This window comes from Caloramator sp. CAR-1, assembly GCF_030546345.1.
In the GTDB taxonomy this organism is placed as follows: domain Bacteria; phylum Bacillota; class Clostridia; order Clostridiales; family Caloramatoraceae; genus Caloramator; species Caloramator australicus.
On sequence record NZ_JAUONW010000008.1, the window covers coordinates 89,214 to 112,863 of the forward strand.

Annotated in this window: 22 protein-coding genes; 18 read left to right on the forward strand and 4 right to left on the reverse strand. The window is 30.0% G+C overall.

The window, feature by feature from the left end; genetic code table 11:
- Positions 1-42 precede the first annotated feature (42 nt).
- From Q3V94_RS02265 to Q3V94_RS02310, 10 genes are all read left to right on the forward strand, one after another.
- The gene (locus Q3V94_RS02265) at positions 43-951 is read left to right on the forward strand and encodes a hypothetical protein (RefSeq protein WP_303524902.1); all 909 of its coding nucleotides are present in this window, start codon (positions 43-45) and stop codon (positions 949-951) included.
- Between the two features lie 13 nt (positions 952-964).
- On the forward strand, positions 965-2,284 hold the full coding sequence (locus Q3V94_RS02270; protein ID WP_303524904.1) for a YheC/YheD family protein: 1,320 nt from the start codon (positions 965-967) through the stop codon (positions 2,282-2,284).
- Positions 2,285-3,574 (forward strand): YheC/YheD family protein, encoded by a 1,290-nt coding sequence (locus Q3V94_RS02275; RefSeq protein ID WP_303524905.1) that lies wholly within the window; start codon positions 2,285-2,287, stop codon positions 3,572-3,574.
- Positions 3,575-4,831, forward strand: a complete 1,257-nt coding sequence (locus Q3V94_RS02280; RefSeq protein ID WP_303524906.1) for a YheC/YheD family protein — start codon at positions 3,575-3,577, stop codon at positions 4,829-4,831.
- A 57-nt stretch (positions 4,832-4,888) separates the two neighbouring features.
- On the forward strand, positions 4,889-5,389 hold the full coding sequence (locus Q3V94_RS02285) for a nitroreductase family protein (protein WP_303524908.1): 501 nt from the start codon (positions 4,889-4,891) through the stop codon (positions 5,387-5,389).
- 76 nt (positions 5,390-5,465) lie between these two features.
- The gene (locus tag Q3V94_RS02290) at positions 5,466-7,820 is read left to right on the forward strand and encodes a hypothetical protein (RefSeq protein ID WP_303524910.1); all 2,355 of its coding nucleotides are present in this window, start codon (positions 5,466-5,468) and stop codon (positions 7,818-7,820) included.
- 9 nt (positions 7,821-7,829) lie between these two features.
- The gene (locus Q3V94_RS02295) at positions 7,830-9,581 is read left to right on the forward strand and encodes a cell division FtsA domain-containing protein (RefSeq protein ID WP_008908290.1); all 1,752 of its coding nucleotides are present in this window, start codon (positions 7,830-7,832) and stop codon (positions 9,579-9,581) included.
- A 76-nt stretch (positions 9,582-9,657) separates the two neighbouring features.
- A complete protein-coding gene (locus tag Q3V94_RS02300) occupies positions 9,658-11,538 on the forward strand; it encodes a beta-propeller domain-containing protein (protein ID WP_303524911.1) in 1,881 nt (626 codons plus the stop codon).
- Positions 11,539-11,610: 72 nt separating this feature from the next.
- A complete protein-coding gene (locus tag Q3V94_RS02305) occupies positions 11,611-12,414 on the forward strand; it encodes a membrane protein (RefSeq protein ID WP_008908292.1) in 804 nt (267 codons plus the stop codon).
- Positions 12,386-13,381: a spore photoproduct lyase family protein gene (locus Q3V94_RS02310; protein ID WP_008908293.1), complete on the forward strand. Its 996-nt coding sequence runs from the start codon at positions 12,386-12,388 to the stop codon at positions 13,379-13,381. Before Q3V94_RS02305 ends, Q3V94_RS02310 begins: the two co-directional genes overlap by 29 nt.
- Here Q3V94_RS02310 and Q3V94_RS02315 read toward each other — a convergent pair.
- The gene (locus Q3V94_RS02315) at positions 13,375-13,653 is read right to left on the reverse strand and encodes a cupin domain-containing protein (protein ID WP_008908294.1); all 279 of its coding nucleotides are present in this window, start codon (positions 13,651-13,653) and stop codon (positions 13,375-13,377) included. The two genes, Q3V94_RS02310 and Q3V94_RS02315, sit on opposite strands and share 7 nt — an antisense overlap.
- Before the next feature lie 82 nt (positions 13,654-13,735).
- Positions 13,736-13,936, reverse strand: coding sequence for a 4Fe-4S binding protein (locus Q3V94_RS02320; RefSeq protein ID WP_008908295.1), 201 nt, complete (start codon positions 13,934-13,936; stop codon positions 13,736-13,738).
- Between the two features lie 95 nt (positions 13,937-14,031).
- On the opposite strand from Q3V94_RS02320, the gene Q3V94_RS02325 reads away from it, so the two are divergent.
- Both Q3V94_RS02325 and Q3V94_RS02330 read left to right on the forward strand, forming a co-directional pair.
- Positions 14,032-15,024, forward strand: a complete 993-nt coding sequence (locus Q3V94_RS02325) for a CapA family protein (protein WP_303524915.1) — start codon at positions 14,032-14,034, stop codon at positions 15,022-15,024.
- A 124-nt stretch (positions 15,025-15,148) separates the two neighbouring features.
- Positions 15,149-15,370: a DUF3892 domain-containing protein gene (locus Q3V94_RS02330; protein WP_008908297.1), complete on the forward strand. Its 222-nt coding sequence runs from the start codon at positions 15,149-15,151 to the stop codon at positions 15,368-15,370.
- Positions 15,371-15,397: 27 nt separating this feature from the next.
- Here Q3V94_RS02330 and Q3V94_RS02335 read toward each other — a convergent pair whose 3' ends face one another.
- Positions 15,398-16,534, reverse strand: coding sequence for a S1C family serine protease (locus Q3V94_RS02335; protein ID WP_008908298.1), 1,137 nt, complete (start codon positions 16,532-16,534; stop codon positions 15,398-15,400).
- A 141-nt stretch (positions 16,535-16,675) separates the two neighbouring features.
- Here Q3V94_RS02335 and Q3V94_RS02340 point away from each other — a divergent pair, with 141 nt between their 5' ends.
- Together Q3V94_RS02340 and Q3V94_RS02345 are read left to right on the forward strand one after the other, a co-directional pair.
- Positions 16,676-17,068, forward strand: a complete 393-nt coding sequence (locus Q3V94_RS02340) for a secondary thiamine-phosphate synthase enzyme YjbQ (protein WP_008908299.1) — start codon at positions 16,676-16,678, stop codon at positions 17,066-17,068.
- A gap of 126 nt (positions 17,069-17,194) precedes the next feature.
- The gene (locus Q3V94_RS02345) at positions 17,195-17,440 is read left to right on the forward strand and encodes an SHOCT domain-containing protein (RefSeq protein WP_303524916.1); all 246 of its coding nucleotides are present in this window, start codon (positions 17,195-17,197) and stop codon (positions 17,438-17,440) included.
- A gap of 49 nt (positions 17,441-17,489) precedes the next feature.
- On the opposite strand, the gene Q3V94_RS02350 is transcribed toward Q3V94_RS02345, so the two are convergent.
- Positions 17,490-18,809, reverse strand: a complete 1,320-nt coding sequence (locus Q3V94_RS02350) for a sulfite exporter TauE/SafE family protein (protein ID WP_341350034.1) — start codon at positions 18,807-18,809, stop codon at positions 17,490-17,492.
- 111 nt (positions 18,810-18,920) lie between these two features.
- Between Q3V94_RS02350 and Q3V94_RS02355 the strand changes: the two genes are divergently transcribed.
- The 4 genes from Q3V94_RS02355 to Q3V94_RS02370 all read left to right on the forward strand — a co-directional run bounded on the left by Q3V94_RS02355 (position 18,921) and on the right by Q3V94_RS02370 (position 23,537).
- On the forward strand, positions 18,921-19,595 hold the full coding sequence (locus Q3V94_RS02355; protein WP_008908302.1) for a response regulator transcription factor: 675 nt from the start codon (positions 18,921-18,923) through the stop codon (positions 19,593-19,595).
- 1 nt (position 19,596) lies between these two features.
- Positions 19,597-20,976, forward strand: a complete 1,380-nt coding sequence (locus Q3V94_RS02360; protein WP_008908303.1) for a cell wall metabolism sensor histidine kinase WalK — start codon at positions 19,597-19,599, stop codon at positions 20,974-20,976.
- A gap of 54 nt (positions 20,977-21,030) precedes the next feature.
- The gene (locus Q3V94_RS02365; RefSeq protein ID WP_008908304.1) at positions 21,031-21,681 is read left to right on the forward strand and encodes an XRE family transcriptional regulator; all 651 of its coding nucleotides are present in this window, start codon (positions 21,031-21,033) and stop codon (positions 21,679-21,681) included.
- Between the two features lie 272 nt (positions 21,682-21,953).
- On the forward strand, positions 21,954-23,537 hold the full coding sequence (locus Q3V94_RS02370; protein WP_303524918.1) for a sodium-dependent transporter: 1,584 nt from the start codon (positions 21,954-21,956) through the stop codon (positions 23,535-23,537).
- Positions 23,538-23,650 lie beyond the last annotated feature (113 nt).

Genomic DNA, 23,650 nt, shown 5'->3' on the forward strand with positions numbered 1-23,650 from the left:
TACATAAGCTAATTTAAGAAGGAAGTTTATGGAGGCTTAAAGTTGATTGGAATTTTGTGTAATAATTCAGATATGGATTTTTTTAAAGATTTTGTTGAAAAAAATGTTAAGAATGAGGAAGTTTTGATTTTTAATATACAAGATTTAGACTATGAAAAAAACAATGTAAAAGGAATATTAATTAAAAAAGATATTATAATATATGACTATTTCAAAATACCCGATATAATCTTTAATTTTTCAATCCAGTATAATAGATTAAATATTAAAAAGCTAAGAAATTTAGTTGAAGATGAAAAAATTAAAGTGTTCAATTCTAGCAATAATGTTAATCAATACATGATTTATGAGATATTAAATTCAAATGAAGTTTTTAAGCCCTATATTAAGAGTTATATGATCAAAGATAAAAATACTATCTTATTAGAGGCGAATTTTATAAAAAATAATATAATTATTCCTATTAAAGGGACAAAGAATTTTATTTATATTGAGAAGTCTGGAGAATATTATGAGATTTATAAAGAAAACAATATTGAAGAAGTGTCAAAATTAGGTTTTAAAAATAGTCTAAATAGGGTTCTTAAAAAGAAAAGATTTTTAGTTATAGATTCACCTAAATTGATTAAGAATAATCAGCCTTTTATTATTAGAGTATACCTTCAATCAGATAAAAAACAAAGCCTAATACTTTATGAGATACCCTTGTTTGAAAAATATAACTTATCATCAAATATTACACAATTAGTTGAGGTATTAAGCATCAAGATGTTTGACTATATTAAGAAATTTTTACCAAATTTATTTTTGATTTATTTCGATTTTATATTTGATTTAGGCGAAAATCCATATTTTTTAAGAATGGGAGGAGCAGATATAAGCTTATTTAATGATAAGATAAAAAATGAAATATATAAAAATATTATTGAATTAAGCTTTGCATTAGAATAAAGGGGAGCTTATTATGTGGGTTGTTTTTGAAACTGTTAATGATGGAAGGTCGGTAATTTATCTACCCTTTGATAATCTAAAAAATTATATGCAAGTCCATTTTGGTAAGAATAGAGAGATTGCTAAGGTTATAAGAATAATGGGGAAGAACTTAAATTCTACCTACGAAAATCCTATAAAGATAAAAATAAGTTCCTCCTTAAAGGAAAAATTATTAATTAAAGAAACGTTAAAATATAGATTAATAGTTAAAGAAAATTCGATAATAATAGGGCCTGTTATAGGATTTTTGCTTGGCAGCCACAATAATTTATATAGTCCTATTCATATGGAAAAATATTCAGATAGATTTGGGATATATGATAAGGTTGGAGGATTAATATATGCCTTTTCACCTAACACTGTCGATTGGGAAAATAGAAAAATATATGGACTTTATTACAACATTAATAATTTAAAATGGGAATATGGCGTTTTTCCATTCCCTGATGTCGTATATAGAAGAAATTTTCATTCAAGTAATTTAATTATTAAAAGATTGAGATTAGAACTTAATGATAGGGTGTTTAATTCCCATAGATTTAATAAATATGAACTTTACGAGTTTTTGAGAAAGGACGATTATTTTAAAAGATATTTACCTTTAACAAAAATATCTAATGAAGAAAATGTAATTTTTATGTTGGAGGGATTTGAAAAGGTAATTTTTAAACCTATAGATCTTTCAAGAGGAAGAGGTATATTAATAGCTGAAAGGGAAGGAGATAAAGTAAAAATATATGATTATAGAAAAAAGGAAGATAGCATACTTAAAATAGAAAAAAATGTTTTTATGAACTTTTTAAAGGAAAACAAATTGTTAAGCGATAAATATTTAGTTCAACAATATATTAAGCTTAAAAAATATAAAGACTGTTTTTTTGATATTAGAATTGTAATGCAAAAGGGTGAGAACAAAGCATGGGACTGTTCCGGGATTGAATGCAGGGTAGCCAAGATAAATACCATGGTAACAAATATCTCAAAAGGAGCTACTGCCCATAGTATAGATAGCGTTTACAAAAGTTTATTTAACGATAGAGCTGAGGAGGAAAAGAGAAACTTAATCGATTTTTGCAAAAATTTATGTAGTTATTTAGATACTATGGGTGAAATTTTTGGGGAATTTGGGATAGATGTTGCTTTAGATGAAGAAGATAATTTCTGGGTTATAGAGGTTAATGTTTTCCCAAGCTTTAAAGGATTTAAGCAGATGGATTATTTGACATATTTAAATATTAGATATAATCCACTTCTTTATGCAAAATCATTAACCGAATTTGAAGGTGATTAGATGAAACTTAAAATTATTCAAAATAAGGGCTGTATTTATTTTCCTGAAGAAATTCAAGAAAAATACAATTTAAATGAAGAAATTAAAATTTGCCATGGTAAGTTAACATCAAGGGCTATTATAAAAAGCACAAAAGAAGAATTAGCTATAAGTCAAGATTTAGCAGATTTATTAAAGATAAAGGAAGTCGATTATGATTTTAAGATAATAAACAGTGAAATGATTATTTTAGGACCGGTTGTAGGAATACTTGCAAAAAGGAATTTTTCCGCATTAACTTTAAAATATTTAAGTAGGATGGAAAGATTTGCAATAAATTGCACCAAGGGTTTATTAATAGTCTTTTCCTTAGATAAAATAAAGGATTCTTTCGTTAGGGGATATTATTTTAATCCAGAAAAAAATAAATTTGAGGAGGCAGAACTTCCATTCCCTTTATCTGTTTATAGAAGGATTGGTTTAAGTTTGTTTGAAAAAAACATGTTACAATCCATTATAGGGAAAAGTTATTTTAATAGTCATTTTTTAAATAAATATGAGGTATATAAGTTATTATCGCAATTTGAAGATCTAAAAGCACACATCCCATATACAATTCTTTATAAAAATCCTAGTGATTTATTTGAAATGATAGATAAATTTAAAATAATTTATGCAAAGCCTATTTTAGGGCTTCAGGGAAGGAAGGTATATAAAATTTCAAAGGAAGAAGGATATATTAAATTAAGATTTAGAGAAGAAGGATTAAATAAAATAGCAATAATAAATATCCATCAGGCAGATGTAATCGATGAATATATTAAAAGTGGAAATTTTATTCTTCAACAGGGTATAGATTTAATTCAATATGAAGGTAGGAGTTTAGATTTAAGATGTATAATGACAAAGGATAGAAGCAATACTTGGATTTTAAATGGAATTGTAGTAAGGGTGGCTCCACAAGGCAGTATTGTAACAAATGTTTCAAGCGGTGGAGGAGCTTATATGTTTGAGGACTTTTGTATAAATAACATGGGATTTTCGGATGTTTATACTTTTTTACTCAAGGAAAAGATAGATATTTTTTGCAGGAGGATTTGTGATTGCTTGGATAATTTGGGATATAATATGGGTTATTTAGGGATAGATATTGGAGTTGATAAATATCATAATGTTTTTTTGATAGAAATAAACTCGAGGGATCCGGATGCAACCATTGCTTTAGATGCACAAAATACTCTTTTATATTATGATATAAAGGCTAATATAGTGGATTATTTGAATTATCTATCAGGTTTTGGGGATGGTTAGATGATTTATAGAATAGAATTCAATGAGGATATATATGCTTTATTACCCTTTAAAATTGACTCTATCGAAAAAAATATATATTTCGGCAGTAAAAATGTTAAAGTAAAATTAAGATGGGGTAAAGGATTAAAAAATAAAATAATTTTTCCTAAATCTTTGAAGGAGGAACTTTTAATTAAAGAAAAATTATTATATCAAATTATTATTGGAGACTCTATAAAAATAGGTCCATTGATAGGAATTTTAGTAGACAAAAGGACAGAAACATTGAAGAATAATCTAGATGATTATATTTCATATTTTTTACTTTATAGTAGATTTTATGGAGTAGTTTTTTTATTTGCTCTAGATGGAATAGATTTTAAAAGGGGGACTGTTACGGGATTTTATTTTAATCCCTTTAGTGATAATAATTTTATTTATGATACTTTGCCTCTGCCCTACTTTGTATTTAGGAGAATAGGATTAAATGAAAAACAAAGGGAATATTTATTAAATAATACTTTACTTTATAATTCATATTACTTTGATAAATGGGAATTCTATAACTTAATTAAAGATAAAGTAAATACGCCTGAGACAAAAATTTATAACAAAGAAAATTTACAATTCATGTTAAATCAGTATAAAGAAGTGTTTTTAAAAAAGCAAAACGGAAGTATGGGGATTGATATATATAAAATAATAAAATCGCAGGAAGAATATATGTTAAAGGGTAAATTTGACAGATCATATTCTTCATATAAAAGTCTAGATGATTTGATGAAGACATTAAATTTGAAAGGTTACCTTATTCAAAGAGCTGTGAAACCTATTAAGGACGAAAACAGGTGTTCAGATATAAGAGTTATAATGCAGAAGGATGATACTTTAAAATGGAAGTTAGTGTCTATGATAGTTTGCCTTGGAAAAAGAGACGGAATTTGTTCAAACTATCAAAGGTACGGATATACATTAAAATTTGAAGAATTTTTTGTTGATAAGTTGGGGTTAGGGTATGATAAAGTATTTAGAATAAAAAAGGCTATAGAAGAGGAGTGCAAAAAGGTATGCAATCTTATGGATACTATCGGAAATTTTTGCGATGTAGGGATAGACGTTATAGTAGATGAGGATTATAATATATGGATAATCGAGGCAAATAAAAGGCATGATCATAGAATGGTTTTATCTTTAAATGATAAAATAGGCTATTACCAAATAAAAGGCAACCCAATTAAATTTGGAGTTAAAAAAAGCGGGTTTGAATTATTTTAATAAAAATTAATTTTAAAAGGGAAAATAATATACAGAAGAAAATGAAGGGGTGATTATATGCATGAAATTTTTAAAAGAAGAAGCATAAGAAAATATCTTGATAAACCTGTTGCTAAAGAGGATATAGATGACCTTTTAAGGGCAGCTATGGCAGCACCGTCGGCAGGAAATGAACAGCCGTGGGAGTTTATAGTTGTTGATGATAAAAATGTTTTAAAAAGAATTGCAGATGTTCATCCATATGCTAAAATGCTCTATGAAGCTCCTGTTGCTATAGTAGTTTGTGGCGACTTAAATAAAGAAAAGTATAAGGGTTTTTGGGTTCAGGATTGTTCAGCTGCAACTCAGAATATCCTGCTTGAAGCAACGGATAAGGGGCTTGGAACTGTTTGGATTGGAGTATATCCAGATGATACAAGGGTTAAGGATATATCCAATATCTTCGGTATTCCATCAAATGTAATCCCATTATCCATAGTAGCTGTAGGATATCCTGCTCAGGAAATGCAGGAAGTTGATAGGTTTGATCCTCAAAAAATACATTATAATAAGTGGTAAAGGTCCAAATTTTTGGGCCTTTTTTATTTGAATTTAACTTTATTAAAGGATAAAATGTAAATAAAGGGGGATTATGATGAGGGCCGACTATGCTATTTTAAAATATCAAAAGAAATTTATTTTAAATAGGTTTAAAGCAGTAGAATATTCTGAGGGAGCAAAGGAACATATAGATGAACTTGAGAAAATATTTAAAAGGGATATAAATAAACCCTTTGAATATTTTTATTATTTTAAACTTAATAATAGCAAATACTGCTTTGCAAGAGCCTTTTCTAAGGAAGGAAGTAGCAACGATTATACCGTAGAATGCCTTTTATTTGACGATATAGACTTTTATCCCTTTAAACTTTTTGATTGCAAAATAGAATATTCTCAATATGCGGATATAACTTTAAATGAGTTTAATCTTGAGGCTTTGAAAACTATTTCGGAGAATAGAGGGATTTACATTTTAATTTCCAAACTGATAGATGGAGAAAAGGTTAATATAATATTTGACGATTATAAAACTTTGTTAGTAGCGTTATATCATGCTTTTCCAGTAAAATTTGCAAAGGATATATATTTTACAACAGATGAGGCTTTCCCTAAAGAGGTTGATATAAAATTTGTGAAGGGAATAAACACTTCAAATGCTATTAATTTAAACGAAGGTAAAATTTTAAAAGGCAGGGGATATGAGGTTACTAACTTGATTGAACTGGCATATACCATTAATATAAATTATCTATTTGATTTTCATAGTTTTTTAGAACAATTTGAACTTAAAAAAATTGGCCCTGATATAGATAATCTATATTGGTTATACAAGATGATAGGAATGGATGCAAAGGAAATAGATAGGGAAATTCTAATTAGAATTATAGGATTTTCCTTTAATTTACCTGATGAAAATATATTTGAAATCTTTAAGTCATTAGAAAAAAATTTTGAAGTATTAATAACAAAGCTTAATGTTTATGATTGTGATGTAATGCTAAAGTTTTTAATAAAGAATTTAGATTCTGATAATTTATTTGTAATTCAAAGAAGCCAAGAGCTAATAACATTTCTTTTAGATGAGATGATATTAAAGGATATAGACTTAAATTCTTTTATCGATAAAGTTGATGAATTGTTTAATATTATAAAGGATAAAGGACTTTATTTTATCAAATCAAACTTAAAGGAAGAAAGAATAGAATTTATCAATGCAATTTTAAATAAAATCGAAGATTCAAAAATTCACTACTTTTATTTATACATTACAATTAAATCTCTACTTGAACTTGATTATACCTTTGAAAAGGCTTTAAAAAATGAAGGGATAAGAAGTTTAATAGAAAAATCTTTAAATGTAATATTTGAGGATATAGATAAGAGCAAGTCTTTATTAAATTTGGTATCAAATAGTCCGGAGTTTTTTAGCAATTTATTTATTATTTTATTCGACAAGTCTGAGAATGAATTAAAACAAGCTGCTCTCATTGGAATTTTAATTTCAATTATAGATCAAAAGGATGAATTTATATCCTACCAGTTAAGAAGGGAAATAAAAAACAAAAATTCTGAAGTATTATATGAAGAATTTAAATTAAGGCTTGAAAATGTGGAAGACAAAGTGAAGTTTTTTGAATTTTATACTGAAAATGTTTTAGAAAAGTTCGATGATTTTTATAGAGAATATTTTGAAAAAATTTTAAAGGATTATTTGTTAGAATTAAATGATGAAAATGCATCAAGGGAAGTAATAAAAATAATAAATAGGGTAATAAATGAAAAATTACTGCTTAGCGATGATGCAACGAGGATGCTTATTGAGTTCTTTGAAAAACATTATGATTTTAAAGATATAAACGAAGTAAAGGATATTGTTAAATGGATAAAGTTAATTAAAAGAATAAGAAAAATAAACACTAGCCCAGATGTTACTTCTTTACTTGATCTTGGTATATTTTTAGAGGAAGGCAAAGATGCGAGGACAAAAATAAATGATTTGATAAAAAGTTTTGGTAGGATAAACTTTCTTACAGGAGATAAATATAAGAACTTTCTTTTATGGATATTACCTAATATTTTAAGATTAATAGAGGATGTGGAAGACCATAAGTCCATAATTTACTTTTATAACCCAGAGGATGAATTGGAGTTTTATAAGTTTTATACAAATAATATTTTTAAATTCTACGAGGAAAACAAAGAGGCTGGCTATCATGTATTGCTTACTTTTTTAGTTTATTTTTACTTTTATATTGAACCTAAATACAGGCTTTATGGTGAGGAAAATAAGGTTGAAGAATTTAATGATTTTCTAATTCTAATGTTTTCAGAATACAAGAATATTTCAATTGAAAAATTTAATCTTGATATAATAAACGAATTTGAAAGCAGTGGACTTAGTGTGCCTATAATGTGGAAGAATATTTATGAAAAACTATTAAAGAGGTAGGGTGGTTTTGTGGAAGATTTAAAATTTGCAATAGACATAGGGACAAGAACTGTTATAGGAGTTGCTTATTATGTTGAAGATGGGAAAAGGATAATAAAAGATATAGAAATAGAAGAACACAAAAAAAGGTCCATGTTTGATGGACAAGTCCACGATATTGCAGCAGTTTCTGAAGTTGTTTTAAAAGTTAAAAATAAATTAGAAGAAAGGTTGAACATAAAGATTGAAAGGGTTTCGATTGCAGCAGCAGGTAGAACCCTTAAAACATGTAAGTATAAATTGGATAAATACTTTGAAACTAATACCTTCATTGATATGCATATTATAGGCCAAATTGAGATGGAGGCCCTTCAGGGTGCCTATAATATGATGGAGAAGGATAATTCTGATGAAGAATTCTATTGCGTAGGCTATACCGTCGTGAACTATTATCTAAATGATTATATTATTATGTCTTTAGAGGGTCATAAAGCCAATAAAATTTCTGTTGAAGTCCTTGCAAGTTTTCTACCAAGGTCAGTTGTCGATGGATTATACGAAGTTATAAATAGATGTAATATGACGGTTGAGAACCTAACATTAGAACCCATTGCCGCAATGAACGCAATAATACCTAAGGATCTGAGGCTTTTAAATCTAGCCCTTGTGGATATTGGAGCTGGAACATCCGATATTGCAATTACAAAGGATGGAACCGTAGTTGGATTTGGTATGGTTCCCTTTGCAGGGGATGAGATTACGGAGGCTATATGCCATTATTTGGTGGTAGATTTTAATACGGCTGAAAAAATTAAGATGGAAATGGGGACAAGGAAAAAGGAGATAAAATATATAGATGTTTTGGGAAATAAAAAGATAATAAAGAAGGAAGAGCTGCAGGAAGCAATAAGAGATGCTCTAAAAAGGATGGGAATGTTGATTTGTGAAAAAATAATTGACTTAAATGGGAAATCCCCTAATGCTGTCTTTTTAGTAGGAGGAGGCAGTAAAATAGACGGTATATCAGAATGTATATCCCAACAATTAAATCTTCCAAAGGAAAGGGTAGTAGTTAAAGGCCTTGAAGCTGTTAAGGGAATTATTAACATGAGCACAAAAAAGCTTGGCCCTGAGGGAATAACTCCGATAGGTATTGCTTTAACTTCAACTAATGTAAATACTTTTATTGAAGTTAAAGTTAATGGCAAAGAGGTGAAACTTTATGGTGGAAGAAAAATGAAGATTTCGGATTGTTTAGCTCAGGTAGGATTAAGTTCTTTAAAATTGTTTGGAAGAAGCGGAAAAAGTTTAAGCTTTAAGTTAAATGGGGAGCAAAAGAAAATATATGGGGAAAATCCAACTCAAGGATTAATATTGTTGAATGGTGAACTATCCAACATAATGGCAGAGGTTAAAGATGGGGATGAAATTATCGTAAAAGAAGCAGTAGATGGGAAGGATGCGAAGGCTTTTATAAAAGAATTTATAAAGGATGGTCAAGTTGCCTATGTAAATTCAAAATTGGTTGATTTAAATTATGAAATAAAAGATGGAGATGAGGTAACAATAATAGATAAAGAAAACTTTATTAAAGTTAAAGTAAACGGTAAAGAAATAAAGTTAGAAAATAAAGAGGATGGTTATATATTTATAGATGTTTTTAATTACATAGATTTTGATATAAAAAGTGTAAAGAATGTTAAACTTCTTCTTAATGGAAGGCAGGCATCCTATACGGATAAAATATATGATGGGGATGAAATAGAAATACAATTTACTTAAAACTTGACCAAATAATGGAACAAAATTTAAAAAATGCTGTCTAATTTAGTGAAGAAGGAATAAAGAGGTGAAAAAAATGAGGCTCCCCATAAGATTAAGAAACTTTTTAACAATAATGATTATAATTTTGCTTTTTCCTATAGTAGTTTTTGCCAATGCAACATATAAAGATATTAAAGTAAAGCTGGCAGCTCAAAATAGTCCCTCATTGCCATCAGTAGGTAGCTATGAAAATTTTATTAAACTATTAGAGAAATCTGAAAAAATAAAACCCTTCTATAAGCTAACCTTCACGACGGATGAAAGGGCATTAAAAACAGCTGCTGCTGACTATTCTAACACAAATGTTCAAGTAGATGGCGTTGATGAGTCTGATATTGTAAAAACAGATGGTGAATACATTTATCAAGTCAACAATGAAAGATTGTTGATAGTTAAAGCTTATCCCGCTGAGGAAATGCAAGTCGTAAGTCAAATTAAGTATGACCTTGGTGCATTTTATCCTAACGATTTATATGTCTATAAAAACAATTTGGTAGTGATTGGTAGAAAATATGTTAATATAAGAAAAGAAGGAAGCCCAGTAGAAGGCGGAAAAATAATTAAAAACGTAATTAGGCCAATAGTTATTACAAAACCAGTTACAAAAGTTTTAGTTTATGATATAAGCAACAAAAAGAATATTAAGATTAAAAGAACTATAGAGGTTGATGGTGATTATCTAACATCTAGGATGATTAATTCTAAGTTTTATATGATAACAAATAAATATCTTTATGATTACAGGGCTAATCAAGATATAAAACCTATGTATAAGGATAGCGTATATAGAGCAGGTAGAGAAAATGAAATAGACTTTAAGGACATAAAATATTTCCCTGGATATGTTGAACCTAATTATATTTTGCTTTCTTCATTTGATATATTAAAGGATGATAAGGCAGACATTCAGACATATTTAGGTTCAGGTCAAAATGTCTATGCTTCATTAAATAATATTTATGTTGCAGTAAGCGAATATAGTTATCAAAATAACAACACTATAATTTACAAGTTTAATATTAAGGATGGAGTAAGGTATACAAATAGTGCAAAGATTCAAGGCATGCTTTTAAATCAATTTTCCATGGATGAATACGATGGTTATTTCAGAGTAGCTACCACTAGTTTTTCAAACGTTATAGGTGGGGATACATCTAATAATTTATATATCCTTGATGAGAATATGAATCTTGTCGGAAAGCTTGAAGGCTTAGCTGAAGGTGAAAATATTAAATCAGCAAGGTTTTTAAAAGATAAGGTATATTTGGTAACCTATAAAAATATTGATCCATTATTTGTAATTGATGCGTCTAATCCCAAAGAACCTAAAGTATTAGGATACCTTAAAATACCTGGATTCAGCACCTATCTACATCCCTATGATGAAAATCATATAATAGGCTTTGGAGTAAACACAAAGGATGTAGAGATTACGGGATATGATGGCAAGCCTTTTACTACAACTATAGAAAGTGGATTAAAATTATCTTTATTTGATATTACGGATTTTGAAAATCCGAAGGAACAGGATACAATTATAATAGGAGGAAGGGGAAGCTATTCAGAGCTTTTATATAATCATAAGGCACTACTTTTCTCAAAGGAAAAGAACATTTTTGCCTTCCCAGTTACTATATTTGAAACTGCAAATTTAGATAAACCTTTTGATTATGGAAAGTTTAGTTTTCAAGGGGTATATATATTTGGTGTAGATGTAGAAAAAGGATTAAATCTGAAGGGCAAAATTACACATATAACAAAATTTGGTGATGATAAATATATTGGATTTGATTATAATGAGGCAATTCACAGAATGATATATATAAACGACGTAATATATACCATTTCAGATAAGTATATAAAGGCAAGCGACATTAATACCTTCGAAGAAATTAATAAAATTGAATTAAAATAAGGCACTTTTAAGGTGCCTTATTTTGTTGACTTAATCCTGCAATATTGATATAAATAAATTTAGGTGATGATAATGATTTTAATCCAGTGTGCACTATATTCCGAGGCTAAGCCTTTAATTGAAAAGTTCAGGCTTTCTAAAAATATGAAGGAAAATTATTTTGAAGTTTTTGAGGGGGATAATATAAAACTTATTGTATCCGGATACGGTAAAATAAATGCAGCAGCATCTGCAGTTTATTTTATTACAAAAAACAATTTAGAATGTGAAGCCTTTGTTAACATAGGAATTGCTGGAAGTTTAAAAAGAAAAATAAGGGAGGCAGTTTTAATAAACAAGATTGAGGATAATGATACAGGAAGAAGCTTTTACCCTGATATATTAATAAAACACTCCTTTGATGAAGGAACTCTCGAGACTTTTTCTAAGATAGTTATAAAAGATATGGTGGAGGACTTATGCGATATGGAGGGTAGTGCTTTTTTCGAAGCCTTAAGTAAGTTCCTACCTCCCCATAAGCTTCAAGTTATTAAAATTGTTTCTGACAATCTTGATGGAAAAAGACTAAATCATGACTTTGTGTATGATGTTATTAAGGACAATATAGAAAAGATTGAGGATTTTATTGTAAAGCTTTATAATGCAAATAAAAGGGAAAAATTTTTGGATGACAAGGATGAGACAATTTTACAAGGGATTTCACAGAATTTGAATCTAACGGAATTTCAAAAAAACGAACTTATAAAGCAATATATTTCCTTTAAAATTAGGGGAGAGGACATTAATATTTTAGAACCTTTTTTACAAATTAAAGTAAAAACAAAAAACGAAGGGAAGAAATATTATAATGAAATCATCAGAACTTTATCTAAATAGTTTTTCTCATATATATGTTGAAAGGGATGTTTTTGAATATGAAAAAACTACTGATATTTTAAGAAAAGTTGTAAATGGGCAGGTTATAGTTATAGATAATTATAAAGATGTATTTAACAGGCCCAAGCAGGATTTTTTGCTTCAAAAGAAGAGTCAAAAGTTAATTTTAGCTAAAAAAAGAGATGAATTCTTATACAAGGGCTCTGAACTTTGTGAAAACTTTGGATATAAACATTTCTTTTATACATCAAATATTTTAAATTGCATTTATGATTGTGAGTATTGCTATTTAAGGGGACTATATAACTCATCGAATATTGTTATTTTTGTCAATATTGAAGATTTTTTTAGGGCAATTGATGAAGAAACTAAGGATAAAAAAATTTATGTAGCACTTTCCTATGATTCTGACATTTTAGCCTTTGAAGGTTTAACGGGTTTTTGTAATGATTATATTGATTATGCCAAAAAGAATAAAAATGTCCTGTTTGAGATAAGGACTAAAAGTTCAAACTTTAATTTTATAGCTAAACTTGATATACCTGAAAATGTAATTTTGGCTTGGACACTTTTGCCTGATGATGTAATCAAGTTCTATGAAAATAAAACGCCATCTTTAGATCTAAGGCTTAAGGATATAAAAGCTGCTCAATCAAAGGGGTTAAGGGTTAGACTTTCTATTGAACCTATTATAAAGGTTAGGAACTTTGAGAAGATTTATAAAGATTTTATTGAAAAAGTCTTTAAGGAACTTGATAAAAATCTCATTAGGGATATTAATGTTGGTGCCTTTAGAATGAGTAAAGAACATATAAAAAGAATAAGGAAATTAAATCCTTATTCTAAAATATTTTCCTATAAATTTGTTAACAAAGAAGGATATGTAAGTTACGATGATGAAGAAAATTTAAGGGAATTTATAATATCTGAATTAAAGAAATATATAGAAGAAGAAAAAATTTATTGAATAAATTCGAAGGTATATGCCTTTTTGATAGGTCTTTTTACAATCCAAGTGCATTTAAGCCCTTTTGGGAAAGTCACTAGGGTGTTTTCATCGATATGAACTTCTTCATAGTCTGTTTTAACGATAACTTCTCCTTCAAATATGTAGCAGGTTTCAGTTTCATCATATTCCCAATCAAATGTTGAAACATCGCAGCTCCATCTTCCCCATGTGTCAATCCCAAGTTTTTTTGCTTCTTCAAGACTCATTTTTCTTTTTATTATTTTTATCATATATAACACCTCCCTAAGTAAATTTATAATGCAAATAAAATAATTTTTCAATAGAAATAAAAAAGGCTGCCTTTGGGCAGCATTAAGCCATTTTTATAGCTCTATGTGGACATACTTGCACACATTTTCCACAACCAACACATTTGTTTGGGTCTACCTTTGGTGTTGATGCACCAAAAAAGCCTTTTACCTCTTGTGTTATTGCTCCAACTGGACAAACCCTTTTTGCAGGACAGAATGGTGATCTATCGCATATATTAGGATCAACGTAAGCTTTTTTCATAAAACACACCTCCTACAAAATTATACCCCTGGGGGGAATGCAAAAGTATTATATAATATATTTAAAGAAAATGCAATATAAAAAAGGTGGTAATTATGAAAAGAATTATTATATCATTAATTATTTTTTTGTTTTTAGGATTTGAAGATATTAAAGAAATCAATATAAATGCCATTGGCGATTGCACTCTTGGTAATTATTATGGTCAGGACTATAAGTATAGTTTTGATTATATATTTGATACAAAGAAGGATTACTCTTATTTTTTTAAAAATGTTAGAGGATTATTTAAAAAGGATGACTTGACAATTGCCAACCTTGAAGGACCCCTTACAAATTCAAAGGATTTAAAGATAAAGAATGCTTCGATTAGCTACAATTTTAAAGGCAAAAAGGAATACGCAAAAATATTAAAGGAAGGGTATGTTGATGTTGTTAATCTTTCCAATAATCATATCTATGACTATGGGAAAAAGGGATACGAGGATACATTGGCTGCTCTAAAGTCAAATGGCTTAGATTGGTATGGCAATGGAAGAATTTTAATCAAAAATGTAAAGGGAATAAAAATAGGAATATTAGGTTATAAATTGTTTGGTTTAGAAAAATTAAACGTTAAAAGTTATAAAGCTTATTTATTAAAGGAAGTTCAAAAAGTAAGAAAAAACTGCGATTATTTGATAGTTACCTTTCATTGGGGCGAAGAAAATGAATATTTTCCTAATAAAATTCAAAGGGAGATAGCCCATTTTTTAATCGATAATGGTGTTGATTTAATATTAGGACATCATCCCCATGTTCTTCAAGGAATTGAAAATTATAAAGGCAAATACATTGCTTATAGCTTAGGAAATTTTTGCTATGGAGGAAATAGAAAGCCAAGGGATTTTGATACTGTCATTTTAAATATAAAAATAAAATTTAGTTCCCAAAATAAAACTTTGGGAACTGAGATAAATATTATTCCTTGCTCTATATCGTCAACAAAAAATATAAATGATTATTGTCCAAAGATATTGAACGGGCAAGAAAAAAATAGGGTTTTAAATAAGATAAAAAGTTTGTCTAAAGATTTAGGAGAATATTAATTTCCTTAGAAACCTTTTAAATTACTACCTATTACCATTTTTGCAAAGTATTTTTATGCTGTCAAATAAAAATTATAGGGAATAATAAAATTAAAGCCATTTATTAAGGCTTAGGAGGGATAATATGTTAAAGATTGTTAAAGTTTTAAGGGATAATGAAGGCAAAATTATATCTTATGAGCTAAACAGTGGAGAGATAGTAAGTCAAAGCGAAGCTGCCCAAATGGTTAAAGAAGGAAAAATAAAAGGTGCTATTTTAGGCGTTGATGAATATGGACATCCAGCAATACATTCAGTTTTAGGCTCAAACAGGTTTGACGATGTAGAAAATTTACCTGAAGTATAAATTAAAAGAGGGGAAATCCCCTCTTTCTTATTTTTCTTCACTGAAGGTAAGTTTTAAAGCTATCTTTTTCCCATTTCTATATATTACTGCATCAACTGTATCCCCAGCTTTATATCTAGATTTTACAGCATCTACATCCTTAAGGCTTTTAATTTCTTGCCCTGCAAGCTTTATTAAAATATCGCCTGCTTGTATTCCTGCCTTATATGCACCCGTATTAGGAGTTACGCCTATAATATAGACACCCTGCGGAATATTATACATTTTTGCAATAGTTTCAGTAATTTCTCTTCCGGATATTCCTATAAATGGTCTTCCTTTTACGTATCCAAACATAACAAGCTGATCTATTATTGGTTTTGCGTCGTTAATAGGTATTGCAAAGCCTAAGCCTTCAAGGCCTGTTGAGGATATTTTTACAGTATTAATTCCAATTACTTGTCCCTTTGAGTTTACTAGCGCACCACCACTATTTCCAGGATTTATTGCGGCATCGGTTTGAATCAAGTTTAATGTTCTATCATCTATTTGGACTTTTCTGTTTACAGCGCTTATAATACCTGCTGTTACTGAACCTGCAAAATCAAGACCTAAGGGATTTCCTATTGCAACTGCAAGCTCTCCAACTTCAATGCTACTTGAATCCCCAAGTTCAGCAACAGGAAGATCACTAAGGTCTACCTTTATTACTGCAAGATCAGTTTTCCTATCTCCACCTATAAACTTACCTTTAGCCTGTCTTCCATCTGGTAAAAACACCTCTAATGTAGTATACTTACTATAAGAATTTTTAGGGTCTGCGTATTCTACAACGTGGTAGTTTGTCATTATATATCCATTCTTATCAAAAATTATTCCTGAACCTTCGGATTTATTCTGTGACATTACTTGATTTATTCTATTTGGAATTGTTATGGACATTCTAATTGCCACAATAGATGGGGAAACCTTTTTTACTATTTGAGGAATAGTAAGGCCTGTATTGGTATTTGTTATGTTTTGGGATGTTGTAAGGGTATAATTTGTGCTAATAGGTTGATAGGGTGTATAATTTTTATTAGTTTTATTGTAAAATCCAAAATAAAATATAGAACCCATAATACTTGTTGTTAATAAAGAAGAAATTAATGCAGTAGTAAATATAATCTTAAAATTTTTCCTCATGCTCCCACCTCCAAGCCTTATATTAAAATTATAAATTGAAGAAAAGGTGGAAAAAGTATTAATTTTTTGTTAATGATTTGATTTTTATGCTTCTATAATATTATTATATTTTACAAAAAAATATTTACAAGGAGGATAACTATGGAATTTAATGTTAAAACTAACAAAAGGGAGGAATTTATAAACATTACTTCCTATATAAAAGGAGCAGTTAAAGAATCTGGAGTTAAAAATGGAATAGCAATAATTTTTGTTCCCCATACTACAGCAGGGGTTACTATAAATGAAAATACAGATCCAGATGTTACAATCGATATGATAAATGGCCTTAATGAAATCGTTCCAAACCTTAAAAAATTTAGGCATATTGAGGGAAACTCTGATGCCCATATAAAAGCATCACTTATTGGTTCTTCAGTAACTGTTATAATAGAAAACGGAAACCTAAAGCTTGGCACATGGCAGGGGATATATTTTTGCGAATTTGATGGACCGCGACTTAGAAAATTTTATTTGAAAATAATAAATGAATAAAAACTACATAATTTCTCCACATATGCTTGCTACAATACCATCAAGAGGTGAAATTTATGATTTTGATATTCTTAATATTGATTGGTGTTGTAGCATTTATTCTAATAGATGAAAGGAAGTGATTAAATGTTTGGAGGATTTTGTAGAGGATTATTTGGATATGGACTTGGTGGAAGTTATCCATTTTTCATGTTTTTTATGATGATGGCCTTAGTGCTTGTTTTAATAATAGGCATTTATTTCATATTAAAAAGACCTGAATTTAAGCCTAATAAAGACGATGTGTTAGAGATACTAAATAAAAAACTTGCAAATGGTGAAATCTCAGAGGAAGAATACTTTAGGAAAAAAGAAATAATTTATAAAAAATAGCGGCGCTATGCCGCATTTTTTATGGCTTTCCAAGCCATTAGTTTGAACATCAGCCGCCGCCAAATTGATTTGGAATTACAACATCAGAAGGATTTACTGATGAAACGTCATCTACAACTTTTATCACTCCATTTAACATCCCCATCCAGCAGCTAAATACAATATCCCCTTCTTCTTGTGGGGTAAATTCAATTATGTTTTCACCCTTTGTAAGCTCCCTTTCAATTCCTAAAGAGGGTATAACTATTGCATTGTTGCAGGATGTTAATTCTTTTCCGTTGATTATAAATTTTACAGGGATCCCCTTTTGAACTATGAAAACATTAGGATTATATCCGCTATATGTGGCATCCATTCTTATTACCTGGACATCATTTTCGAACTGTGAGACTGAAGCTTTAGTGTTTGGCGCAGTATATTTTAATGGGTTTATATTAATTCCAGCAAGGGCAAAACTTCTTGATAGCATTATAAATCCTAAAACCATCACAAAAATACCGCTGTATTTAAACATTTTCTGGGAGGAGTTTTTGTTAATTAAGGAGGATATAATGCCTAAAGTTAACATAATAGGAATGGTTCCTAAGGAGAAAACAAACATTGACAGTGCACCCTTTATAAAACTTCCTGTTGAAAGGGCATAAAGCTGCATAGCTTGAAGGGGACCGCAGGGCATAAATCCATTTAATAAACCAACAATAAATGGGGTTTTGCCACCTTTGATTCCTTTAATGTGGACAGGCGATAATATCCCTCTTAAAAATTTTATCCCGAAAAAATTTAACCCCATAATTATCATGAAGATGCCAGCTAAAGCCATTATAAACGCCTTTGCATAAGGACTTAGACTAAAAATAGAACCAACAGCTCCTATTATCCCACCCAGTATTGTATATGAAATGACTCTACCTAAATTGTATAAAATTGCTGGGGTAAACCTTGAAAACTTACTATTTCCTTGGAAATTGAAGGTTTGGCTTAGCATTATTCCTCCGCACATTCCTACGCAATGGAGGGATGTAAATATTCCAATAATGAATAGGATTAAATATGTTACCTCCCCTTCAAGGGCGGAGGTTATATTAAACATATTGGAAAGCCTGTATAAAAGAACCATGATTAAGATTAATACAACAAGTTCTAAAATTTTTTCTACGTTATCGACTTCAACGCTGTAACCAGCCTTTTTGATAGCAATTTTAACCTTTTCAAGATTACATAGTGAGTCATCAAACTCGACAGTAACATCTCCCATTTTATAGCTTGCCTTAACAAAAGTGATTCCATCAAGTTTTCTTATTTCATTTTCTATCTTCCTTTCACATGAGGAACACGTCATATCGTTGACTTTGATTCTATGGATTCTTATCCCATCTTACCACCTCCAAAAACATATTAATAAATTTTTGTGTGTTTTTTATGAAGAATCTTCAACAAAAGTTCATAAAATTAGGTTAATATAAATTTAGGAGGTGGGCACATGAACAAGGTGCTTATAATTGAAGACGAATATAAAATAGTCGATGTTTTAGAGGCTTATTTAAAAAAGGAAGGATATATTGTATTTACAGAAGCTTCAGGACTTAAAGGGTTACAGGCTTACTTAGAAAAACAGCCTGATATAATAATACTTGACCTTATGCTCCCTGATCTTACAGGGGAGGAGGTTTGCAAAAGGATAAGAAAAGAATCAAAAGTTCCTATATTAATGCTTACAGCAAAGTCTATGGAAGAGGACATTTTAAAGGGATTTGATATTGGAGCAGATGATTATGTAACAAAACCCTTTAGCCCCAAGGAAGTTGTTGCAAGGGTAAAGGCACTTATTAAAAGGTCAAAGGATGAGGTTTTACCCTTAATAATTTATGAAGGTTTGGAAATAGACTGTGAAGGACGCAGAGTTAAATTAAATGGGGAGGAAATAGATTTGACACCAACAGAATTTAAGATACTAATTAATATGGCAAAAAATGCAAAAAAGGTTTTTACAAGGGAGGAGCTTATAAACAACGTGTTTGGAATGGATTATGACGGATACGATAGATCAATAGATACCCATATAAAGAATTTAAGGCACAAGTTAAAGGAGGACCCTAAATACCCCAAATATATAAAAACGATAAGAGGATTAGGTTACAAATTTGGTGGTGAATAGAATGAAAAAAAGCTTAAAAAGGCAATTAACTTTGTCTCATCTAATGCTTAGCATTTTTAGTATTCTTCTTATTATTATATTAACTAATTATATTTTGGAAAGGCAGTTTAGGGATTATATTATCAATAACATAAATAATAAAACAATAGAGATTTTGAATTCAGTTAAAGAGGAATATAAAGACGGAAAATGGGACGTAAAATCCATTGAAAGCATAGGTGTATCTGCATTAGAAAATGGTATGATACTAAAGCTTGTAGATAATCAGGGGAGAGTTATTTGGGATGCTCATCTTCACAATAGCGGGCAATGCCAAAATATACTTGACCATTATTCAAAAATTATGATGAAAAGGTATCCAAATTTTAATGGTGGATATAAGGAGGAAATAAAAAAAATCTACTCAGAGGATCAATTTATTGCAACTTTATATATAGGATATTATGGCCCCTACTATTATACAGATAATGATATAATGTTCTTAAATACCTTAAATGGGGTTTCTATTGTTGTTTCTATTTTAGCTATACTATTTGCACTTTTATTTGGTAGTTTGATTTCTAAGAGTATAGCAACTCCAATTATGAAAGTCTCAGATTCTACGAACTTACTGTCGAGGGGGGAATTTAAAAGTTTAGATTATAAATCTGAAATTTTGGAGATAGATGAATTAATCAACGCAATAAATTTACTTTCAAAAAAGCTTGATGAACAGGAAAAATTAAGAAAAAGATTAACCCAGGACATATCTCATGAACTTAGAACGCCCATAACAACCATAAAGAGCCATGTGGAGGCTATGATTGATGGGATTTGGCAGCCGACAGAGGATAGATTAAGAAGCTGTCTTGAGGAAATAGAAAGATTGAATAAGTTAATCGGGGATATTAAACTTCTTGCAGAATATGAAATCGAGGAAAGAATTGAAAAACATGAACTAAATTTAAGGGATTTGATAAAGAGCATAACCTTAAATTTCGAAAAAAGTCTTTTAGATAAAAGATTAGTTTTAGAAACTCACCTTGAAGATGTGTTTTTATATGCAGATAAAGATAAAATCACACAAGTTATTATAAATTTGTTATCAAATGCAATTAAATATTCAAGGGAAGGTGGCAAAATTTATATTGAGCTCAAAGGAACTAGTGAAGGCGTTTTTATTAGAATAAAAGATGATGGTATAGGAATTCCTAAAAAAGATTTACCATATATATTTGAAAGATTTTATAGGGTAGATCAATCAAGGAATAAAAAAACAGGGGGAGCTGGTATTGGCCTTTCTATTGTAAAAAGGATTATTAACATGCATAACGGTGAAATATCAGTAAAAAGCGAATTGAATAAGGGAACCGAGTTTATTATAAAGCTGCCCTATAAATAAATTTTTTATTTTTTGTTATAATAAGAATAATAAATACAAAAATGGGGTGACGATATGAATAGGATAGGTAAAAGAATTGAAGAGGCAAGAAATAGATCTTCAATCAGTGTAAAAGAACTTGCTAAAAAGCTTGGTGTTTCTCCAAACTATATAATGGAAATAGAAATGGGGAAAAAAATAATTAGCGAGGATATGATAAAAAGGATTGAGAAATTGCTAAATGTTAGTTTGAATGAAGATTTATATGATGAAGTTGTTGAACCAGTTGAAAATATAAAGGATTATGAAAACCTTCCAGTAAATAAAGAGATGGAGGAGGCTTTTTCAAATATATTAAAGAAAATTCCCGTGTGTGATGTTTATTTTAAAGAGATATATGAATACAAAATGCTTCCTATAATCGATAAAAAGATTGAGGGATATAATGCTGAGAAAATAATTTTCATAAAGGCTCCAGACGATTCAATGAGGGGATTTAGGATATTAAAGGGAGATAATATAATGATTTTTAAAACCTCTGAAATAGAAAATAACTCTATATGTCTAATAGAGATTGATAAAAAAAGAATGATAAGGCAGTTAAAAAGGCTTGATGCAAATAAAGTATTATTGGTAAGTCATGGCAATGATTTAAAAACTGAAACTTTAGATGTTAAATCTTTCACAGTGGTAGGTAAATGTTTAAAGTTAGAAATAGATTTATAATGTTAACTTTTTAGCATCTTTTTTAATTTTTATTAATATTATAAATTAAATATTTACTAAAAAAGTATAACAAATATTTGAAACATCGGGATTTTTAAGAGAATTATGCATACTTGACGAACATATTCTGCCCCCCTTTTGATATTTTCTGACGTTATTTTCGTAACAAAGTAGTTTAATTAATAAAATTTTACAAATTTTAAATATTGAATTATTCTGAAAAATGAAGTATTATTATTTTTAAGTTTAAAAAATAGTCAGGGGGGATGTAAATGTCCGAAAAAAGAGAAAACTGGGGAAGCAAATTAGGACTAATATTGGCAATGGCTGGTAATGCGATAGGTCTTGGAAACTTCTGGAGATATCCTTACCAGGCTGCAAAAAACGGTGGAGGAGCCTTCATGATTCCATACTTTGCAGCACTTATACTTCTTGGTATTCCTCTAATGCTTGTTGAGTGGAATCAAGGAAGGTATGGCGGTAAATATGGTCATGGAACATTAGGACCAATGGTTTACCTTCAGGCAAGGGAAGGCGCAAATCCAAAGGTTGCAAGGATTCTTGGTGGACTTGCTGGTGCCTTAGCCCTTGGAGTTACTGTTCTTCTTAACTCATATTACAATCATATAATTGGTTGGACATTAGGATATGCCTTTGAAACTGCAACAGGCGGCTATATGGATAAGGCTATAAATACTGGTGAATATTTCGTTAAGTATATCCAAAGTCCAGGAAAGGTTATGGTATTCTGGCTAATTGCCCTTGCTGTATTAGGATTTGCAGTTATGAGGGGTATCCAAAAAGGTATTGAAGCTTGGGCAAAATTCATGATGCCAACTATTTATGTGTTTGGTATTATTTTGATAATAAGAACTCTAACCCTTGGTGCCCCAGTTAAGCCCGAATGGACTCCAATTGCAGGACTTAACTATATCTGGTCACCAAGATGGCAGGATCTTAACTGGACAGCAGCCCTTGCTGCAGCAGGACAGATTTTCTTTACATTGTCCCTTGGTATGGGAATTATCCAAAACTACGCATCCTATTTAAAGCCTGAGGATGATATAGTTCTTTCAGGACTTGCAACGGTTTCATTAAATGAGCTTGCTGAGGTTATTTTGGGCGGAACAATCGCAATTCCTATAGCTTATACCTTCTTAGGACCTGAAGGATTAGGAGCGGGCGTTGGTTTGTCCTTTATAGCCCTACCAAATATATTCAGACAAATGGCGGGAGGACAAATATTTGGAACCTTCTGGTTCTTGCTACTATTCTTTGCAGGTTTTACAAGTGCTATAGCTATGTATAATTATCTAGTTGCCCTCCTTGAAGAGGAAGCTGGAGTTCCAAGAAGAGTAGGTTCGGTATTAGTATTTGTAATATACATTATATTTGGACTTCCAGTTGGACTTGAACCAATCCTTACAAAAACAGCTGACCTTGCATACCTTACAGAGCTTGACAACTGGGTTGGAAGTTATCTTCTTGTAGTTCTTGGACTTCTTGAAGTAATAGTTACTGGATGGCTTCTTGGATTAAAAGGACTTGAAGAAATGAACAAGGGAAGCTTCTGGAAGGTATCAAAGACCTTCTACAACGTGTTTATCCAATTCTTGACTCCGGTTTCAATAATAATACTTCTTGGTTTCTCAACAAGAGACTACTTTAAGGCTGGATACTTCAAGTGGATACCAAGCTTTGTTGAAAAGACACCACAACTTGTTCCATGGGTTTTAGCTGCAAGATTTGTAATGTTTGCAGTTTTAATCATTGGATTTATTCAGGCTTATAGAAATATCGGCAAGAAATATGGACAGGAAATTTATGAGGGAAGAGTCCTCGTAAGGAGGGATTAATATGTCAGGTGCGGCATTAACCTTCATGATTTTAGCTTGGGGTGTTATTATAGTAGCTGTTGGTGTTACTTTAAGTTCACTTTTAAAGCATAGCAAATAATAAAATGCCTCCC

Bases quoted from the DNA above. Each gene is read 5' to 3' on its own strand.
- Q3V94_RS02290 (WP_303524910.1), top strand. From the start codon at position 5,466: ATGAGGGCCGACTATGCTATTTTAAAATATCAAAAGAAATTTATTTTA.
- Q3V94_RS02305 (WP_008908292.1), top strand. From the start codon at position 11,611: ATGATTTTAATCCAGTGTGCACTATATTCCGAGGCTAAGCCTTTAATT.
- Q3V94_RS02320 (WP_008908295.1), bottom strand. From the start codon at position 13,936: ATGAAAAAAGCTTACGTTGATCCTAATATATGCGATAGATCACCATTC.
- Q3V94_RS02345 (WP_303524916.1), top strand. From the start codon at position 17,195: ATGTTTGGAGGATTTTGTAGAGGATTATTTGGATATGGACTTGGTGGA.
- Q3V94_RS02285 (WP_303524908.1), top strand. From the start codon at position 4,889: ATGCATGAAATTTTTAAAAGAAGAAGCATAAGAAAATATCTTGATAAA.
- Q3V94_RS02365 (WP_008908304.1), top strand. From the start codon at position 21,031: ATGAATAGGATAGGTAAAAGAATTGAAGAGGCAAGAAATAGATCTTCA.
- Q3V94_RS02310 (WP_008908293.1), top strand. From the start codon at position 12,386: ATGAAATCATCAGAACTTTATCTAAATAGTTTTTCTCATATATATGTT.
- Q3V94_RS02360 (WP_008908303.1), top strand. From the start codon at position 19,597: ATGAAAAAAAGCTTAAAAAGGCAATTAACTTTGTCTCATCTAATGCTT.
- Q3V94_RS02275 (WP_303524905.1), top strand. From the start codon at position 2,285: ATGAAACTTAAAATTATTCAAAATAAGGGCTGTATTTATTTTCCTGAA.
- Q3V94_RS02280 (WP_303524906.1), top strand. From the start codon at position 3,575: ATGATTTATAGAATAGAATTCAATGAGGATATATATGCTTTATTACCC.
- Q3V94_RS02270 (WP_303524904.1), top strand. From the start codon at position 965: ATGTGGGTTGTTTTTGAAACTGTTAATGATGGAAGGTCGGTAATTTAT.
- Q3V94_RS02370 (WP_303524918.1), top strand. From the start codon at position 21,954: ATGTCCGAAAAAAGAGAAAACTGGGGAAGCAAATTAGGACTAATATTG.
- Q3V94_RS02315 (WP_008908294.1), bottom strand. From the start codon at position 13,653: ATGATAAAAATAATAAAAAGAAAAATGAGTCTTGAAGAAGCAAAAAAA.
- Q3V94_RS02325 (WP_303524915.1), top strand. From the start codon at position 14,032: ATGAAAAGAATTATTATATCATTAATTATTTTTTTGTTTTTAGGATTT.
- Q3V94_RS02340 (WP_008908299.1), top strand. From the start codon at position 16,676: ATGGAATTTAATGTTAAAACTAACAAAAGGGAGGAATTTATAAACATT.
- Q3V94_RS02300 (WP_303524911.1), top strand. From the start codon at position 9,658: ATGAGGCTCCCCATAAGATTAAGAAACTTTTTAACAATAATGATTATA.
- Q3V94_RS02335 (WP_008908298.1), bottom strand. From the start codon at position 16,534: ATGAGGAAAAATTTTAAGATTATATTTACTACTGCATTAATTTCTTCT.
- Q3V94_RS02330 (WP_008908297.1), top strand. From the start codon at position 15,149: ATGTTAAAGATTGTTAAAGTTTTAAGGGATAATGAAGGCAAAATTATA.
- Q3V94_RS02355 (WP_008908302.1), top strand. From the start codon at position 18,921: ATGAACAAGGTGCTTATAATTGAAGACGAATATAAAATAGTCGATGTT.